Below are 18,285 nucleotides of genomic sequence, written 5' to 3'. Positions count from 1 at the left end.
CGGGCCGTTTGGCGTAAACGACAAAAAAGGATCAGATTACGCCATCTTGCGGCAGTGAAAGCGCTGGCGGTATTCGCCGGGCGTGAGGTGAAGCTGTTTCTCAAAGATGCGGCGCAAGTTAATGCTGGTGCCAAACCCGCTTTGCTCCGCAACGCGCTCAAGGGGATCGCGGGTTTGCTCAAGCAGCTGGCGGGCGGCGGCCAGTCGCGCTTCGGTCACGTAGCGGGCAGGCGAGACCCCGGCCACGCGGGTAAACACGCGTGTGAAGTTACGCGGGCTCATCGCCGCTTTATCGGCCAGATTCTCTACGCACAGATCGGCGGTGAGGTTCTGCAGGATCCAGCTTTGCACTTCGCCTATCGGCCCTGCTGTGCCCGGCTGCTGCAGGCTGTAGCGGCTGAACTGCAGCTGTCCGCCGGGACGTCGCAGGTACATCACCATATCCTGCGCCACGTCGCGGGCGAGGGTAAATCCGTAGTCGTCCTCCACCAGCGCCAGGGTCAGGTCGAACCCGGAACTCACGCCGCCGGAGGTCCAGATGGGGCCATCCTGAATGTACAGCGGGCCGCCTTCGACCCGGATTGACGGGTACTGGGCTTGCAGGGTCTCCAGCAGCCGCCAGTGGGTGGTGGCGCGCCGACCGTCCAGCAAGCCGGTCTGGGCCAGCAGCATCGCGCCGCCGCAGATAGAGGCTACCCGCCGGGCGTGCGGCGCAGCGAGGTGCAGCCAGTCCACCACCGCCGTGCTCTCCTGCTCGTTCATGCCGCGTCCGGTGATGATAATGGTGTCCAGCGGTTCACGCGGATCCAGCTCCGGCAGGCGATAGTCCGCCAGCAGGTTCAGACCGGACTGGCCGTGGATCACCTGGTGAGGCTGCGTGGTGGCGATGATAATCCGGTAGCGGGGATGCGCCAGCCCTTCCGGATGCAGCCGATTGGCCTGCATCAGAATGTCGGCGATACCGGCGGCTTCAAACAGCATGCCGCCGTCGGGAACGATGATCAGGATCTTCTTCATGTCCTGAAAAGTACCTTTAATACAGAATAAGTCAAGCGTGCCCGCACTTCACGTTTCTGGCAAAGCAAAGCGATTTAAGTTGTTTGTGATTTCAGGCGTAATCCCCGATCGTCAGGGCACTGTCTCTGGCGAAACGGCGTCTGAAGGAATGGGTAAACGAAGCTCCCTCTATTTACATCCGCAACAACGCAATCAAATTCACCGCCTCGCGTCGGGTTTCTTATGGCGAAGCGAACTGCCCACCTGGCTGGTAATGTTCACGATTTATGCGGGCTGGTTTGCCACGCTGGCTTTCTGGCAAACGCTCGGCCTGCTGCCCGCCACGCTGCTACTGATCGGGTTTACCGCCTGGTATATGTCCCTGCAGCATGAGCTTATCCACGGGCATCCCACCCGTTTTGCCTGGCTTAACCAGCTGTTCGGCACGCTCCCGCTGGCGGTCTGGTATCCGTATGGCCTCTACCGGGATTCCCATCTGGCTCACCATCGGTACGATAGCCTGACCCATCCGGTGGATGACCCGGAGTCGTATTATTTTACCGAGGCGAACTGGGCGCGCTTTTCCCCCTGGCAGAAGCGCCTGATCCGGGCCCGGAATACCTTTGCCGGGCGGCTTCTGCTGGCGCCGCTGCTGGATATCGTCCAGACGCTGGGCAGCGCCGGGGCGGCGTTTCGTCATTTTCACCTGCGGGCGATGACAATGTGGCTGGTTCACATCACGCTGCTGGTGGCGCTTTTCGCCTGGATGACGCACGTCGGTTTTTCCCCCGTCTGGTTCGTGCTGGCGGTCAGCTATCCGGCGCTGGCGCTGACCAAGGTGCGATCGTTTCTCGAACATCGCGCAGCGGACGATCCCCTGGCACGCTCCGTCATTAACGAGGCCGGGCTGTTCTGGCGGATACTGTTTTTAAATCTCAACTACCATTCAGTACACCATGATTTACCGGGGGTGCCGTGGTACGGGCTGAAGGCGATCTACCAGCAAAACCGGGAGGCGTACCGGGAGCGAAACCGCGGTTTTCTCGTCAGGGGCTACGGTGAATGGCTGCGCCAGTTCTGGGCCAGGCCCGTCGACGTCACCGTTCACCCCGGAAAACAACAGGAAGAGGGATATGAGTAACCCGCTGGCGTTTCCCATGTATGCGGTGGATCGCGCCGACACCCGCGCGCTCTGGCTGGCGGTAAAGGGGCTGCTGGCCGCTCGCGGTGTGCCCGTCGAAGATGTTCCCGACGGGCCGGAGTCCGATCTGCTGACCCACTGGCGACAGCCTGGGCTTGTCCTCAGCCAGGCCTGCGGTTATCCGCTCGTCACGCAGCTTCCGGACGTGCAGGTCGTCGGCTGTTTTCACTACGCGGCCCCGGGCTGCGAAGGGTTCGACTACCGCAGCTTTCTGGTGGTGCGCGAGGAGGATCGCCACCTCACGCTGGCGGATTTTCGCGGCCGACGGGCGGTCTGTAACTCTGCGGACTCGCAGTCCGGCTACAATGCGCTGCGAAAAAAAGTGGCGCCTCTGGTGGCTCAGGAGCCGTTTTTCGCGCAAACGTCCTTTAGCGGCAGCCATCGCCAGTCGCTGATTGATGTCAAACGCGGGGCAGGGGATATCGCGGCCATCGACTGTGTCACCTGGGCACTGCTGCAGCGTCACGAACCGGAAAGCCTGACGAGTCTGGCGGTCATTGACCGTACCCCGCTGACGCCGGGGCTGCCGCTCATTACCTCGCCCCGCACCTCGCCTGAGACCCTGAACGCCCTTCGCGATGCGCTCCACGCGCTGGTGAGTTCGCCGGAGCACCGGGCCGTTTGCGACGCGGTGCTGATCCGCGATTTTAGCGTGGTGACGCGTCAGGCCTACGCCTCATTGCTGGCGTGATAGATCTCCTGCGCGTCGGTAAAACAGCGCAGCGCCAGCGAGGAGACGGGTTTCTGTCGGCGCATAATCAGGCCGACAGGGGCCTCGATATCCGCATCGGCGATGGGGACAATCCTGAAATGGCTGTTCAACTCTTCCAGCCCGTTGTTCAGCGGCATCACGGCACAGCACACGCCGCTTTGCACCGCCTGGATGATCTGGAACGTGGAGTCGCTCTCGAAAACGGACCTCGGTTCAATGCCAGCAGACTTAAAGCTGGCCTCCATATGCGCCCGGTAATGCATCCCTTTGGTCAGGAACCCCAGCGGAAAATCCGTCAGATCGCGCCAGGTCAATGTCTCCTGGCCGAGCTGGAAATGGCGGACGTCGTGCAGCAGGCCCATCTTCGTTTTGGGAAGCTGGATAATATCGAACAGGCTGGTGTCGATGCTGTTGAGATAGCAAATCCCCAGCTCAAGCTGATTGCGGCTGACGCCGTCGGCAATCTGCGCGGAGGACATGGAATAGAGGCTGTAGGTCAGCTCCGGGTATTTTTCCGTCAGCAGGCGAATAAAGATCATCGGATCCACACTCGCCAGCGGCACCATCCCCAGACGGAGTTCGCCCACCACCTGACCTTTGCACAGCGCGGCTTCCGCCTGTAGCCCGTCATGTGCAGCCAGCAGCGCGCGGGCCCACGCGAGGATGCGTTCACCCTCCGGCGTAAACCCTTCAAAGCGCTGCCCGCGCACAATCAGTACCAGCCCAAGCTCCTCTTCCAGGCTGCGGATGCGCATGGAAAGGGTCGGCTGAGTGATGTTGCACTGCGAGGCCGCCTTGCCAAAATGGCGGGTCTCGTCGAGCGCGATTAAATATTTTAACTGTTTAATATCCATCTTTTTCTCTGCGCGATCGGCTTACAGCATGCGGATCTCTTTTGAGCGCAGGGTGATGCGAACCGGAACGGATTTATACGACGGCGTACCGCTGTCCTTATCCAGATAATCAAGCGGGACCAGCACGTTGGCCTCCGGATAATAGGCCCCGACGGTCCCCGGCGCGATGTTGTACGCCACCACGGTAATGTCTTCCAGACGCTGCCCGTTGCCGGGCAGGGCGGTTTCGATATCCACGCGGTCGCCGTGTTCCAGCCCTGACTGCGCCATATCCTCTTCGTTCATAAACAGCACGTCGCGGCGGCCAAACACGCCGCGGTAGCGGTCGTCCAGCGCGTAAATGGTGGTGTTGTACTGGTCGTGGCTGCGCAGCGTGATCAGGCGCAGGACGTGCTCACCTTCACCGCTGGCGTTCTCGTGTACGCCGTCGAAGACCGAGAACATCGCTTTTCCCGTCGCCGTTGGCCAGAGACGTTGCGTTGGCGGCAGCGGCATACGGAAGCCGCCGGGAACGCGGATCCGCGCGTTATAGTTCTCAAACCCCGGAATGGTCTGCTCGATCAGATCGCGGATGCGGTCGTAATCCTCAACCAGCGTCATCCAGTCCACGCGGGTATCCGGCAGGGTGGCTTTCGCCATGCCCGCGACGATAGCGGGTTCTGACCGAAGCAACGGGGAGGCGGGTTTGAGCTTGCCGGATGAGGCATGCACCATCGACATCGAGTCTTCAACGGTAATGGACTGGCGGCCGGTGGCCTGAACATCCAGCTCGGTACGGCCAAGACATGGGAAAATAAAGGTCTCTTTGCCCACCAGCAGATGGGTACGGTTGAGCTTGGTGCCGACGTGGACGCTCAAATCCAGGGATCCCATCGCCGGAAAGCCGCGTTCATGATCGGGCATCGCCACCGCAAAATTACCGCCGAGGCAGATGAGCGCCTTCGCGCGGCCGTCGATCATCGCCTGGGTGGCCTGCACCGCGTCATGGCCGTGGTGAGACGGTGGCTCAAAGCCGAAAACCTCCTTCAGACGGTTCAGGAAGGCCGGCGTGGGTTTCTCGCTAATCCCGACGGTACGGTTCCCTTGCACGTTTGAGTGGCCGCGCAGCGGGCATATTCCCGCGCCGGGCTTGCCGATATTCCCGCGCATCAGCAGCAGGTCCGCAATCAGGCGGACGTTGGCCGTCCCTTTATTATGCTGGGTAATGCCCATCCCGTAAGTAATGATGGTGGCATTCGATTTCGCATACGCCTCTGCCACCTTTTTGAGCGCCGCCTGGCTGAGACCTGACTCGCGCTCAATGTCGTCCCAGCGGGTTTGCGCGATATCGGCGGCAAAGTCCTCAAAGCCCTGAGTATGTTCGGCAATAAACGCGCGATCGAGCACGTCCCCGCGTTCGGCCTCCATTTCCAGCAGGTGTTTGGCAATCCCTTTCAGCGCGGCGGCATCGCCTCCGGCCTTCACCTGGAAATAGGTCGAAGCGATATCCGTGGAGCCGTAGGTCGCCATTTCAATCACGCTTTGCGGGTCCGCAAAACGTTCCAGTGCGCGCTCGCGCAGCGGGTTAAAGACGATAATCGGCACGTTGCGACGGGCCAGCTCATGGAGGGTCCCCATCATTCGCGGATGGTTCGTACCGGGGTTATGGCCGATGGAGATCACCAGCTCCGTCTTGTCGAAGTCGTCCAGCGAGACGGTCCCTTTCCCGATGCCAATCGAACGGGGCAAACCGACGCTGGTGGCCTCGTGACACATATTTGAGCAGTCGGGGAAGTTGTTGGTGCCGTATTCGCGGGCGAACAGCTGGAACAGATACGCCGCTTCGTTAGAGGCGCGTCCGGAGGTATAGAACTCGACCTGGTCCGGCTCGAGCCCGCGCAGTACTTCGCCGATGCGTTGAAACGCCGCGTCCCAGTCGACGGGGCGGAAGGTGTCACTCGCCCGATCATAGCGCAGGGGGTGCGTGAGTCGACCGTAGCCTTCCAGCTCAAAGTCCGATTTTGCCAGCAGCGAGGAGACGCTGTTTGCGGTCAGAAACGCGGGGGTGACGCGTTTGCTGGTCGCTTCCCAGGTCACCGCTTTGGCGCCGTTCTCGCAGAACTGGAACGTCGATTTGTGTTCTTTATCAGGCCACGCGCAGCCCGGGCAGTCAAAGCCGTCAGGCTGGTTGGTGCGCAGCAGCGTCGCCGGGGCGTCAAAGGTATCCATTTGGGTGCGTACCGCAATCGCCGTTGCTTTCAGTGCGCCCCAGCCGCCGGCAGGGCCGTCATAGTGTCTGATGCCTGGCACCGAGCGTCTTTTCTTGTTCATACCCACTCCTGATTTGTTCGATCACACAACGCCTGAGCTCAAAAAATCACTGACGAGAGCAATAGGTGAAAGCAATGACGGCCGGATGGTAACGCACATACGGAACGGGAAAATGCCTTAACGCAAACTCTTTTTATTACAGTAATTTATCTGGTCTGGTGTTTAAATATTTAAAGAAATTATAACGAATATTTATCATTTTAATAATAAATCTTATCTATCGTCCGGTAGGTGAAATAGATGGCGGTGAGCAGGAAAGTATGTAGCGGCAGTAAAACTTCGAATGAAGCTGATGTGCTGGAGATATCGCCGCGATTCGCGGCTGGTGGGCTGCTGGAGGCATTTTTCAATTGAGAGAATGGCAGGAAGGTTTACTCACGCTTAATGAATAATAGATATAAGGTATACCTGACAGTGGAATTATTACGGCCGAAAATATACGCTTTTTTTGCGGCATGAAATTAACATCTTGCTGCATAAGTGAAATATTCTCACCCAGGCGATGAAGCGTCTTCAATATTAAAGATACCCTGTTAGTGCAACAAATAATTCATCAGAGATGTATTCCTTTGACATCAAAAAAACGCGAATTCTACTAATTATGGTAGTGGCGATAATAACGTGATTGCGTTAATGAAAGTGGTTCTCTTTTGTGTTTTTTAGTCTATAAAACATGGTGTTATGTGGTTTTGTGGTAGAGAAATAAGAAAGGATGGGCCATATCGTTTTTTATCATAGGATTAATCCTATAATTTTCCGACTGCTTCATTTACCAACAGTTACGCGGCGGTAAATATTGAATTGATACGAAGCTCATGTAAACTTGTTTACCGTTTGTCAAAATATGTCAGGAAGACACTGGGCCTTATTCTGAAAGGCTCGTGCGGTAGCTATGCCCTTAAAGTAGTAACGCCCCGAAAATATCCTGGCTATTTTAACAATAGCACTTAAGTCAAACTTCATCCCCTTATCTCCATCATCGAAATATCGCTACGGAAAAGCATATGAAAATGCGCGTACTGTTTTCACTTCTGTTTGTAATGGCGGTGGCGGGCTGTAAAGCACCGCAGAAACCTGTGATTAACGACGATACGATCGAGACCAGCCAGGTCAACGGCGTCACCTTAACCCACCGTCACGCTGTGACGCCGCCGACGGAGTTCACGCCGGTTAACGAGCCGTATCGTGCCATGTATCCGGCCTCTCTGATGAGCCGTCCTGACTTCGGCGGTAAAGTTATCCGCACTCTTGATACCGGAAAAACGTACGTGGTGCTGGGTCAGGTTGAACACTACTGGATGGCGCTTGCCGATGAAGGCAACGAGCAGCTGATTGGTTACGTTCCGATGCGCGCCGTTATCAAGGCCGACCAGTACGATGCCGCCGTGCGTAAACAGGCCATTCGCCATAAGACGCGTAAAAAAGCGACCTGTGTCGATGTCGACGGCAACAGCAAAGCCTGCAAAGACAGCGCTAACGGTACCTGGATCCTGAACTAAACGGCTTTCATGAGCGCATTTTTATGAATAATAAAAATTTTCATAGGCTGTGGTTATTCTTTTACGCGATGATTTTCGCGCTGATCGGTGGTTGTTCGTCGTCTTCACACAGCGACCCCTCCCGCTACAATCTGCAGTTTCAGGCTCATCCACAAATCAATGAATCTGCGCCGCTTAAGGTTCGGGTGTTGTTGCTGAAATCCGATGCGGATTTCATGTCCAGCGACTTCTACTCCCTGCAGAACAACGCGTCAGCCACGCTTGGCGCGAATCTGCTGAACAGCGATGTGTTCTTCCTGATGCCGGGACAGCTGTCAAAAACTCTCAGCGGGCAAAGCTCGCCGGAGGCTCGCTACATCGGCGTGATGGCGGAGTACCAGGTGCTGGATGGCAAAAAATGGCGCGTTTCACTCCCTCTGCCCGTGCCTGGCGAAAATCATATCTACCAGTTCTGGAAATGGTCCGCCGATGAACTTCAGGCCAACGTTTTTCTCGACGTGAACGGCATTCGGGTCATCAGCCAGTAACGCGCTTCTAAACAGGAAACACATCATCATGACGAAAGCAGAAAAGGTCGTCTGGACCGAAGGCATGTTCCTGCGTCCACACCATTTTCAGCGGACTGAAAGCTATCTGCTCAACCATGTTCGTGAATGGGGCGCGCTGCAGCGATCGTATCTCTGGGGCTTTCTCGACGTTGAACTGGATGAAGCGATGCTTCGTCAGGGATGCATTGCCCTGAGCTACTGCAGTGGGCTGCTGCCGGACGGCACCTTTTTCCAGGTGCGCAACGGGCGCAACGGTCCTGTACCGCTGAAAATTCCTGACAATCTCACCAACGAAAAGGTGGTGCTCGCACTGCCGGTTCGTCGTGGCGAGAGAGAAGAGGTGATTTTCAGCGAAGAGCCATCCTCGCTGGCGCGCTTTATCGCGTTCGAGCAGGAGGTGGAGGACGATAACGCCATGTCGGTGGGGGATGCTACCGTCCAGTTTGGCCGCCTGCGTCTGACCCTGATGCTCGAAAAAGACCTCACGGCGGAGTGGACCGCCATCGGCGTGGCGTTTGTGACCGAGAAGCGTAACGACAACCACGTGCGGCTCGACAACAGCTACATCCCGCCGATGCTCAATGCCAATAACAGCCCGCAGATCTACAGCATGATCAACGATCTGCACGGCTTACTGGTGCAGCGCAGCCAGCAGATTGGCGGCCGTTTGCGCCAGCCCGGCCGCTTTAACACCTCTGAAATGATCGAGTTTACGCTGCTGTCGCTGGTTAATCGTCATCTGGGCGAGGTGTCTCATTTAAAAACCCTCCCGCTGCTGCACCCGGAAACCCTCTGGCGCAGCTGGCTGCCGTTTGCCACCGAGCTCGCCACCTGGACGTCGCAGCGGACCGCCGAAAGCGTGCTGCCGATTTACGATCATGACGATCTGGAGAACTGCTTCAGCAAGCTGATGCTGATGCTGCGTCAGGGGCTGTCGCTGGTGATGGAAGACCACGCTATCCAGCTGCCGCTTAACGAGCGCTCTCACGGCCTCAACATCGCCACGGTGCCTGAAACCAGCATGGTGCGTGAGTTCGGCTTCGTGCTGGCGGTCAAAGCCAACGTGCCGGGCGAACACCTGCAAACCCATTTCCCGGCGCAGATGAAGGTCGCACCGGTGTCGAAAATCCGCGATCTGGTTCAGCTTCAGCTGCCGGGCATTATGCTGCGCGCCATGCCGGTTGCACCGCCGCAGATCCCGTGGCATGCCGGCTACAGCTACTTTGAGCTCGAAAAGGGCAGCGAGCTGTGGCACGAGATGGATAAGTCCGGCGCATTCGCCCTGCACCTTGCGGGGGAGTTCCCGGGGCTGGATATGGAGTTTTGGGCCATCCGTAGCCCGACAGAATAATAAAGCGAGCGCTTAATATGCAGGAACGACAGGATACCGGCAGCGATGCCGCGTTCACCGGGGCCAGTAGCAACAATCAGCTGGTGGCGGCCGCCAATCCGCTGCTCAATGCGATTCCGCAGATCCGTCATTCGGTATCGCACGACGATCAGGTGGCGTTACGCCAGCGCCTGATCGATGAAATTCGCCGTTTCGAAGTCCGCTGTCAGCAGGCGGGGCTGCCCTACGAAGTGATCGTCGGGGCACGCTACTGCCTCTGTACGGCGCTTGATGAAGCCGCCGCGCTCACCCCCTGGGGCAGCAGCGGGGTCTGGTCAAGCAACGGCCTGCTGGTGACGTTCCATAACGAAACCTGGGGCGGCGAGAAGTTCTTCCAGCTGCTGGCGCGCCTGTCGCAAAACCCGCGCGAGCATATTCTGCTGCTGGAGATGATCAACTACTGCCTGCTGCTCGGCTTCGAAGGACGCTATCGGGTGCTGGACAATGGCCGCACCCAGCTTGAGACCATCAAGCAGCGGCTGTGGCAGATGATCCGCGGCGTGCGCGGCAGCTATCCGGCGCCGCTTTCTCCCCATCCGGAAGATCGCCCGGTGCTGCGCAAGCTCTGGCGGCCGATGGTTCCTCTCTGGGCCTGCGTGGCGCTGGCCGGATTTATCGCCTGTCTGTTTTATATCGTGCTCAACTGGCGTCTTGGCGACAGCACCAACCCGGTGCTGGCGAAGATTTACCAGTCCCAGCTTCCGGAAACCACTATTCAGCAACCGGCGCGTCAGCTTCCGGCAGTGCTGAACCTGCGCGGCTTCCTGAAGCCGGAGATCGAGGCTGGCCTGGTCGCGGTGAAAGACGAAGCGGATCGCAGCGTCGTTATCCTGAAAGGCGACGGGCTGTTTGCTTCTGCCTCTACCGTCGTGCGCGACCGCTATGAGCCGGTCATCCACCGCATTGCGCAGGCAATGAATAACGTGAGCGGCAAAATTCTGGTGGTGGGCTACAGCGACAACGTGCCGATCCGCAGCGCGCGCTTTGCCTCTAACTATGAACTCTCTCTGGAACGCGCCCGCTCGGTACAGAAAATGCTGCAGGGAAGCCTCTCTCAGCCTGGCCGCGTGAAAGCGGAAGGGCGGGGCGAGATTAACCCGGTAGCGCCGAACACGACGCCTGAAAACCGCGCCCGTAACCGCCGTGTGGAAATTACTCTGCTGGTGTCGCCTGAAAATACCCAGGCCGAGCTGAACGGATTGCCGCAAGGAAACTAAGGAATGCTGACGACTCTTCTTTCCATACTGACTAACCGCATTCTGTGGAGCTTCCTCGGCGTCACGGCGCTGGCGGCGGTGATCTGGATGATTGGCCCGCTGTTGTCCATCGTGGACACCCGGCCGCTTGAATCTGAACAGAACCGCATCATCAGTATCGCCGTGGTCTATCTGCTGTGGGCGCAGGGCCACATTCTGCCGCGTCTTTATAACGCCTGGCTGAACCGCAAGCTGATGGACAAGCTCAATGAGAACACCACAAGCCCGGAAGCGGCGGATCCGCAGAAGCGACTGAACAACGAGGAGCAGATCCTCGCCAGCCGTTTTGATGAAGCCGCGCAGATGCTGAAAAAAGCGCACTTCAGCAAGGCGGGACAGGGCGCTCAGTGGACGCAGCGCTTCAGCACACAATACCTCTATCAGCTGCCGTGGTACGTCATTATCGGCGCGCCGGGTTCCGGTAAAACCACGGCGCTGGTCAACTCCGGGCTGCAGTTCCCGCTGGCCGACCGTTTCGGTAAGACCGCCCTGCGCGGCATTGGCGGCACGCGCAACTGCGACTGGTGGTTTACCAACGAGGCGGTGCTGCTGGACACCGCGGGTCGCTATACCACCCAGGAGAGCGAGCAGGTGCAGGACGCCGGGGAATGGCTGCAGTTCATGGGGTTACTGCGCAAGTATCGCCGCCGCCAGCCGATCAACGGTGTGATCGTCACCATCAGCATTTCTGACCTGCTCACCCAGTCAGCCGAGGCATCCCGCCAGCAGGCGGTGAACCTGCGCCAGCGTCTGTCCGAGCTGCATGAACAGCTGGGGATTCGCTTCCCGGTCTACGTGATGGTGACCAAGGCCGACCTGCTTAAAGGCTTCCGCGCCTGGTTTGCCGACTACGATAAAGCGCAGCGCGACCAGATCTGGGGCTTCACGCTGCCGTGGGAACAAACCAAACACGCCGATTACGACCTGATGGGCAATTTCCAGCAGGAGTTTTCTCTGCTGCAGCAGCGCCTCGACGCCGGGCTGCCGGAAACCATGCTCAAAGAGCATGACGCGAAGACCCGCGCCGAAGCGTATCTTTTCCCGCAGGAGTTCGCCGCGCTGCGTCCGCTGCTGGCGGATTACCTCAGCACGGTCTTCGCCCGCTCGAACTTCGAAACCGAGTTCTCTCCGCGCGGGATCTACTTCGCCAGCGGGACGCAGGAAGGCATGCCGTTCGACCGCGTGATGGGCGAACTGAACCGCGCGCTGTCGCTGCCGGAAGGGGCAGAGAGCGATAACTGGGATTCGGTCAGCAAAGAATCGCCAATCCCGGGCGCAAAAGGCCAGAGTTTCTTCATCAAGAACCTGCTGCAAAACGTCATCTTCCAGGAAGCCGGGATCGCCGGAGAAAACCGCTGGTGGGAGCTGCGCAACCGGGCCGTGATCTGGTCTGGCTATGCGGCGCTGCTGGCCCTGCTGGTGATCCTGGGTGGACTGTGGCTCACCAGCTATGCCAAAAACAAGGCCTACCTGGAAGAAGTGGATGCGAAGGTTCCGCTGCTCGACCAGCAGAGCAAGGCCTTACAGAACCAGACCCAGCGTGATTTGTTCGAACTGCTGCCGCTGCTGAATAGCCTGGTGGATCTGCCGAAAAGCGACGCGTTTGATGTGAACGATCCGCCGGTCTCCCGCCGTATGGGGCTTTATCGCGGGGATGACGTTAGCGACGCCTCTCAGTCCCTGTATCAGAAAGCGCTGGATCAGATGCTGCTCCCTGCCGTCGCCATGCACATCACCACCTGGCTTCGCAACGACAACGGCAGCGATGTGGAATACAGCTACGAGGCGCTGAAAGCCTATCAGATGCTCTATCAGCCGAAGCACTACGACGGCAAATTCCTGCATTCGTGGGTAATGCTCAACCTGCAGCGTAACCTGCCGCAGAACGTCACGAAGGCACAGCTGCAGCAGCTTGAATGGCACCTGACGCAGCTGCTGGAGCCGAAAATTCAGGCCTCGCCGTACGCGCAGGACGAGTCCCTGGTGGCGCGCGAAAGAGCGATGATCGGCCAGCAGCCGCTTTCAACCCGCGTCTACGGCCGCCTGAAGCGCCTGCTGGAACATGACGACAACCTGAAGCCGGTCTCCCTTTCCGACCTGGGCGGACCGCAGAGCGAGCTGGTATTTTCCCGCAAAAGCGGCAAGCCGGTGAGCGAAGGCGTTCCGGGTCTGTATACGCCGGACGGCTACTGGAAAAGCTTTAACGGCCAGATTGACAGCGTTACCACCGCCCTGCACGAGGACGACGCCTGGGTGCTGGGGGCCGCCACGGCGCAGGAAGATAAACAGCAGATCGATAACGCCGTGCGCCAGCTCTATATGCGCGACTTTATCGCTAACTGGGATCGCTTTCTCGCTGACATTCAGCTGAATAACAGCGCCGACCTTTCCCAGCGCATCAATACCGCGCGCCTGCTTTCCGGCGCCAACTCGCCGCTGCGCCGCCTGGTGCAGAACCTGAGCCAGGTCCTGACGCTCTCCCGCGATACGCCAGCGCCGGAAGATGCGGGTAAAGCGCAGGCGCAAAGCAGCCGCGCTACCCGCACGCTGGAAGCGCTGTTCAGCAATAATGACAATGCGCCAACGCAGGCCGCCGCGGTTACCCAGGCGCCGGAGCAGCTGGTGACCGACCATTACGCGCCGATGATTGAGCTGGCCCAGCCGCAGGAGAAGGGCGGGAAGACCATCGTGTTTGACGATTTTCTCAAGCAGGTGGATGAGCTGTATCGCTACCTGACCGCGGTTCAGGACGCGGCCAACAGCGGTATGCCGGCGCCGGGCGGGGAGGCGATCAGCCGCCTGCAGGCCAGCGCCGGTCGTCTGCCGGGCGGGCTGCAAACCATGTTCAGCAACATGGCGGTGGGCGCCAGCAGCGACACCCAGCGCCGTGACCTGGAAAACGTGCGTAAGCGCATTAACGTTGAGGTGGGCGGGTTCTGCCGTCAGGCGATTGCCGGTCGCTACCCGCTGGTGCGCAGCGCCAGCACCGAGGTCACCCCTGACGATCTCGCGCGCATGTTTGCGCCGGGGACCGGGCTGATGGATACCTTCTTTCGCGATAACCTGACCAGCAAAGTGGACACCACCCAGGCCAACTGGCGCTTTATGCCGGGCATCGACGGGAAAACGCTGCCGGGAAGCGAAGGGCTGCTGAGACCGTTCCAGCAGGCCCAGTCGATTCGCGACGCCTTCTTTGCTAACGGCGCAACCACGCCGTCCTTCAAGGTGACGGTTCGCACCGTGCGAATGGATAACACCATTCTGAACCTGACCCTGGACGTTGACGGTCAGTTGCTGCGCTACAGTCACGGGCCGCAGGCGGTGCAGATCATGAACTGGCCTGGGCCGGGCGGCACCAACCAGGTCCGCATGCAGCTGGGTCTGGCGAACGGCAGCACGGCGACGCTGGTGACCAACGGTTCCTGGGCGCTGAACCGCTTCTTTGATAAAGCGAGCACCAGCCCGGGGGCGGGTAGCCTCAGCCGTCAGGCCACCTTCAACGTCGACGGACATCAGGTCACGCTGGAGTTTGCGCCAAACAGCATTCGCAACCCGTTCCAGCTTCCCCGTTTCTCATGCCCATAACCGCAAGGACAGCCGTATGACGAATACCCCTGCGATGAACCGCTACAGCTGGTATGGCAAGTTACCCAGCGCCGGAGATTTTTTGCAGCGCCGCTTTCCTGACACCTTACAGCGCCAGTGGTCGCACTGGTTCCAGGTTGGTCTGCTGACCTGGCAGCAGGAAGAGCAGCGCAGCGGCGAGCGCCCGTTTCAGAAAGCACCCGTCTGGAATTTTGTGGTACCGCCCATGCTGGGCAGCCAGATGATCCAGATGGGCTGTCTGCTGCCCGGGCGCGACAGCGTCGGCCGACAATACCCGGTTTGCATTCAGCTGAGCTTCGCCCCGTCAGAGTGGTCGACCAGCCTGCTCAGCCAGGCCGAAAGCTGGTATCAGCAGATTGGACGCCTGGGGCTGCACGCGGTGCGCAACAGTTTTTCCGCCTCGCAGCTCGACGAGATGCTGATGTCCATTCCGGCGCCGCAGCCGGTCGAGCCGCAAAAGCGCTCCGACATCCTGGATGTGATTGGCTACGACGAGGACGGCCAGAGCACGCTGGGCTGGCCTCAGGCGGCAGAGTGCTTTGACCCGCTGCGTCAGACCAGCTACTGGTGGACCAACCGCTGCGACGGATACCCGCTCTACACCCACGTGCACAGCGGTAACTTTACCGGGCAGCTTTTCACCCTGCTGTTCGATCCGGCAGGGGGCGCCCGTCCGGGCCGTCATGGTCTCTATCCGCCTATGTTTGAATAAGCAGGGATCTCATGAATATCGAAGAATTTCTCGCGCCCATAAGCCCTGACAACCCCTGCGGCGAAAACCTGGAGTACGACGCTGACTTCCAGGCGATGAACCAGGCAAGCCTTGGGAAAGCGGAACAGCAGTTTGGCGACACCATCATCCCGGCGGAGCCTGCTGACTGGAACACGGTCGAAAAATACGCCACCAGCCTGCTGACCCGCACCAAAGATCTTCGCGTCCTGCTGGCGTTAACCCATGCCTGGACCCGCCGTCGCGGGCTGGCGGGCTACGCGGACGGATTACTGCTGGTGCAGGAGGCGATCGCCCGCTACTGGGAGCCGCTCTATCCGCTGCTCGAAGAGTATGGCGAAACCGACCCGTTCTACCGCATCAACGCTCTCGCCGGGCTGAGTGATAAATCCGACCTGACGGTCGCGGTACGCAACGCCTCGCTGCTGCGTTCAAACGGCGATGAAATTTCGCTGCGGGATGCCCAGGCGCTGCTGGACGGCAGTAAAACCGAATGTCCGGACTATCCCGGCGGGCGCCCGCGGCTGATTGACGAGCTGGCTCGCGGCGACCAGCCGGGGACCGCCGCGGTCATCGTCATTAACGAACGTCTGCTGGCCATTCGCGAGCTGCTCATCGGGCATCTCGATGAAAGCGGCGTACCTGAGATGGAGCAACTGCTGAAAACCGTGGGGCTGGTGGCCAGCGCCTGTCAGGTGACCGACATCAGCAAGCTGCTGCCGAACCGTGAGGCGCAGGCTGAACCCCAGACTGAGCAGCAGCCGACGGCAACGCAGCCCGTTCAGCCGGTGACCGACTGGCGCAGCGTGCAGGTCACCAGCCGCGCCGACGCCCAGCTGATGCTGGAAAAAGCGAAGCAGTATTTTGCGCAGTACGAACCGAGCCACCCCGCACCGCTGATGATTGAACGGGTGCAGCGGCTGTCAGAACTTAACTTTATGGACATTATTCGCGACCTGGCGCCAGACGGCGTTAACCAACTGGAAAACATCTTTGGGCGCCGCGAATAGCGCGTCCAGGCATTATGACGTCAGGCATGGAGCCTGTCGTTTCACCTTCACCGCGCATCTTTGATGGAGAACATCATGGCAATGAGTAACAGTGGGCAGAAATTCATCGCACGTAACCGTGCCCCCCGCGTGCAGATCGAGTATGACGTAGAGATCTACGGTGCAGAACGTAAAATTCAGCTGCCGTTTGTGATGGGCGTTATGGCCGATCTGGTCGGCAAACCGGTGGAAAACCTGCCGGCCGTCGACGAGCGTAAATTCCTCGAAATTGACATCGACAACTTTGACGAACGCATGAAGGCGCTGAAGCCGCGCGTGGCGTTCCAGGTGGACAACACCCTGACCGGCGAAGGTAAGCTCAACGTGGATCTGACCTTCGACAGCATGGACGACTTCCTGCCGGACGCGGTGGCCCGCAAGGTTGAGCCGCTGAACAAGCTGCTGGAAGCGCGCACCCAGCTCTCCAACCTGCTGACCTATATGGACGGTAAAAACGGTGCGGAAGAGCTGATCGCAAAAATTCTGCAGGATCCGACGCTGCTCAAATCCCTGAGCCAGTTGCCGAAAAATGACGAAAGCGCGAAAGGTAGCGAGGAATAATCGATGAGCAACCAGACTCAACAACACGAGCAGCAGGCGGGTCAGGCGTTCAGCCAGGATGAATTCAGCGCGCTGCTGAACAAAGAGTTCCGCCCGAAAACCGACCAGGCGCGTTCCGCCGTCGAAAGCGCGGTCAAAACCCTGGCGCAGCAGGCGCTGGAAAATACCGTCACCTTCTCGAACGATACCTACCGCACCATTCAGAACCTGATTGCCGGTATTGACGAGCAGCTGTCGCAGCAGGTGAACCAGATCATTCACCACGAAGAATTTCAGAAGCTGGAGAGCGCCTGGCGCGGTCTGAGCTACCTGGTGAACAACACTGAAACCGACGAGATGCTGAAGATCCGCTTTATGAGCATCTCCAAGCAGGAGCTGGGCCGCACCCTGAAGCGCTACAAGGGCGTGGGCTGGGACCAGAGCCCGATCTTCAAAAAAATCTACGAGCAGGAGTACGGTCAGTTCGGCGGCGAGCCGTTTGGCTGCATCGTCGGCGACTACTACTTCGACCACAGCCCGCAGGACGTTGAGCTGCTGGGGGAAATGGCGCGCATCGGTTCTGCGGCGCACTGTCCGTTCATTACCGGTACCGCACCGGGCGTGATGCAGATGGAGTCCTGGCAGGAGCTGGCCAACCCGCGCGACCTGACCAAGATCTTCCAGAACACCGAATACGCCGCCTGGCGTTCACTGCGTGAATCCGAAGATGCCCGCTATCTGGGCCTGGTGATGCCGCGCTTCCTGTCGCGCCTGCCGTACGGCATTCGCACCAACCCGGTCGACAGCTTTGACTTTGAAGAGCAGACCGACGGCGCGAACCACAACAGCTATTCCTGGGCGAACGCCGCGTACGCGATGGCCGCCAACATCAATCGCTCCTTCAAAGAGTACGGCTGGTGCACCTCGATTCGCGGCGTGGAGTCCGGCGGGGCGGTGGAAAACCTGCCGTGCCACACCTTCCCGAGCGATGACGGCGGCGTGGACATGAAGTGCCCGACCGAGATCGCCATCAGCGATCGTCGTGAAGCCGAGCTGGCGAAAAACGGCTTTATGCCGCTGGTTCACCGCAAAAACTCCGACTTTGCTGCCTTCATCGGCGCGCAGTCCCTGCAAAAACCGGCCGAGTACCACGACCCGGATGCCACCGCCAACGCGCGTCTGGCCTCTCGCCTGCCGTACCTGTTCGCCTGCTGTCGTTTTGCCCACTACCTGAAGTGCATCGTGCGCGACAAAATCGGCTCCTTCCGCGAGCGCGAAGAGATGGAGCGCTGGCTGAACGACTGGGTCATGAACTACGTCGACGGTGACCCGGCGAACTCCTCCCAGGAGACCAAGTCCCGCAAACCGCTGGCGGCTGCGGAAGTGCAGGTGCAGGAGATTGAGGACAACCCGGGCTACTACGCCGCGAAGTTCTTCCTGCGTCCTCACTACCAGCTGGAAGGTCTGACCGTTTCTCTGCGCCTGGTTTCTAAACTGCCGTCGCTGAAGACGAAAGACGCGTGATGATGATTGCCGGCCCGCAGGGGCCGGCCATTTGAACGTAAAGAGCTTAGCTAATTTCTGTCAGTGAATA

Annotated in this window: 14 protein-coding genes; 11 read left to right on the top strand and 3 right to left on the bottom strand. The window is 59.2% G+C overall.

What is annotated here, in order from left to right:
• Positions 1-36: 36 nt before the first annotated feature.
• On the bottom strand, positions 37-1,017 hold the full coding sequence (locus ACOTXF_RS00980) for a GlxA family transcriptional regulator (protein ID WP_232926584.1): 981 nt from the start codon (positions 1,015-1,017) through the stop codon (positions 37-39).
• A gap of 148 nt (positions 1,018-1,165) precedes the next feature.
• Here ACOTXF_RS00980 and ACOTXF_RS00975 point away from each other — a divergent pair, with 148 nt between their 5' ends.
• Positions 1,166-2,137 (top strand): fatty acid desaturase, encoded by a 972-nt coding sequence (locus ACOTXF_RS00975; RefSeq protein ID WP_232926585.1) that lies wholly within the window; start codon positions 1,166-1,168, stop codon positions 2,135-2,137.
• Positions 2,130-2,888, top strand: a complete 759-nt coding sequence (locus tag ACOTXF_RS00970; protein WP_232926586.1) for a phosphate/phosphite/phosphonate ABC transporter substrate-binding protein — start codon at positions 2,130-2,132, stop codon at positions 2,886-2,888. The genes ACOTXF_RS00975 and ACOTXF_RS00970 overlap by 8 nt, the downstream gene beginning before the upstream one ends.
• Here the strand turns inward: ACOTXF_RS00970 and ACOTXF_RS00965 are convergent.
• Both ACOTXF_RS00965 and ACOTXF_RS00960 read right to left on the bottom strand, forming a co-directional pair.
• The gene (locus ACOTXF_RS00965) at positions 2,867-3,763 is read right to left on the bottom strand and encodes a LysR family transcriptional regulator (protein ID WP_023294033.1); all 897 of its coding nucleotides are present in this window, start codon (positions 3,761-3,763) and stop codon (positions 2,867-2,869) included. The genes ACOTXF_RS00970 and ACOTXF_RS00965 overlap by 22 nt on opposite strands.
• A 21-nt stretch (positions 3,764-3,784) precedes the next feature.
• Entirely contained in the window at positions 3,785-6,073 is a 2,289-nt protein-coding gene (locus ACOTXF_RS00960; RefSeq protein WP_048962843.1) for an FdhF/YdeP family oxidoreductase, read from the bottom strand.
• A 1,004-nt stretch (positions 6,074-7,077) separates the two neighbouring features.
• On the opposite strand from ACOTXF_RS00960, the gene ACOTXF_RS00955 reads away from it, so the two are divergent.
• The 9 genes from ACOTXF_RS00955 to tssC all read left to right on the top strand — a co-directional run bounded on the left by ACOTXF_RS00955 (position 7,078) and on the right by tssC (position 18,215).
• Positions 7,078-7,572, top strand: a complete 495-nt coding sequence (locus ACOTXF_RS00955; RefSeq protein ID WP_039266581.1) for a hypothetical protein — start codon at positions 7,078-7,080, stop codon at positions 7,570-7,572.
• A gap of 23 nt (positions 7,573-7,595) precedes the next feature.
• Positions 7,596-8,099 carry a type VI secretion system lipoprotein TssJ gene (tssJ, locus tag ACOTXF_RS00950; protein WP_023344389.1) on the top strand — a complete coding sequence of 168 codons (504 nt, stop codon included), beginning with the start codon at positions 7,596-7,598 and terminating at the stop codon, positions 8,097-8,099.
• Between the two features lie 28 nt (positions 8,100-8,127).
• Positions 8,128-9,471, top strand: coding sequence for a type VI secretion system baseplate subunit TssK (gene tssK, locus ACOTXF_RS00945; protein ID WP_047747412.1), 1,344 nt, complete (start codon positions 8,128-8,130; stop codon positions 9,469-9,471).
• Between the two features lie 17 nt (positions 9,472-9,488).
• Positions 9,489-10,727, top strand: coding sequence for a DotU family type VI secretion system protein (locus ACOTXF_RS00940; RefSeq protein ID WP_008502648.1), 1,239 nt, complete (start codon positions 9,489-9,491; stop codon positions 10,725-10,727).
• Positions 10,728-10,730: 3 nt separating this feature from the next.
• Positions 10,731-14,351 (top strand): type VI secretion system membrane subunit TssM, encoded by a 3,621-nt coding sequence (gene tssM / locus ACOTXF_RS00935; protein ID WP_048962844.1) that lies wholly within the window; start codon positions 10,731-10,733, stop codon positions 14,349-14,351.
• A 16-nt stretch (positions 14,352-14,367) separates the two neighbouring features.
• A complete protein-coding gene (gene tagF / locus ACOTXF_RS00930) occupies positions 14,368-15,084 on the top strand; it encodes a type VI secretion system-associated protein TagF (protein WP_232926588.1) in 717 nt (238 codons plus the stop codon).
• A gap of 11 nt (positions 15,085-15,095) precedes the next feature.
• The gene (tssA, locus tag ACOTXF_RS00925) at positions 15,096-16,112 is read left to right on the top strand and encodes a type VI secretion system protein TssA (protein WP_047747414.1); all 1,017 of its coding nucleotides are present in this window, start codon (positions 15,096-15,098) and stop codon (positions 16,110-16,112) included.
• Positions 16,113-16,187: 75 nt separating this feature from the next.
• Entirely contained in the window at positions 16,188-16,712 is a 525-nt protein-coding gene (gene tssB / locus ACOTXF_RS00920) for a type VI secretion system contractile sheath small subunit (RefSeq protein WP_008502644.1), read from the top strand.
• A 3-nt stretch (positions 16,713-16,715) separates the two neighbouring features.
• Positions 16,716-18,215, top strand: coding sequence for a type VI secretion system contractile sheath large subunit (gene tssC / locus ACOTXF_RS00915; RefSeq protein ID WP_021240385.1), 1,500 nt, complete (start codon positions 16,716-16,718; stop codon positions 18,213-18,215).
• Positions 18,216-18,285: the final 70 nt, after the last annotated feature.

This window comes from Enterobacter cloacae complex sp. IR53041 (assembly GCF_049238285.1).
Classification (GTDB): domain Bacteria; phylum Pseudomonadota; class Gammaproteobacteria; order Enterobacterales; family Enterobacteriaceae; genus Enterobacter; species Enterobacter roggenkampii.
Note: the sequence above shows the minus strand (reverse complement) of the source record. Positions and strands in the feature narration are given on the sequence as shown.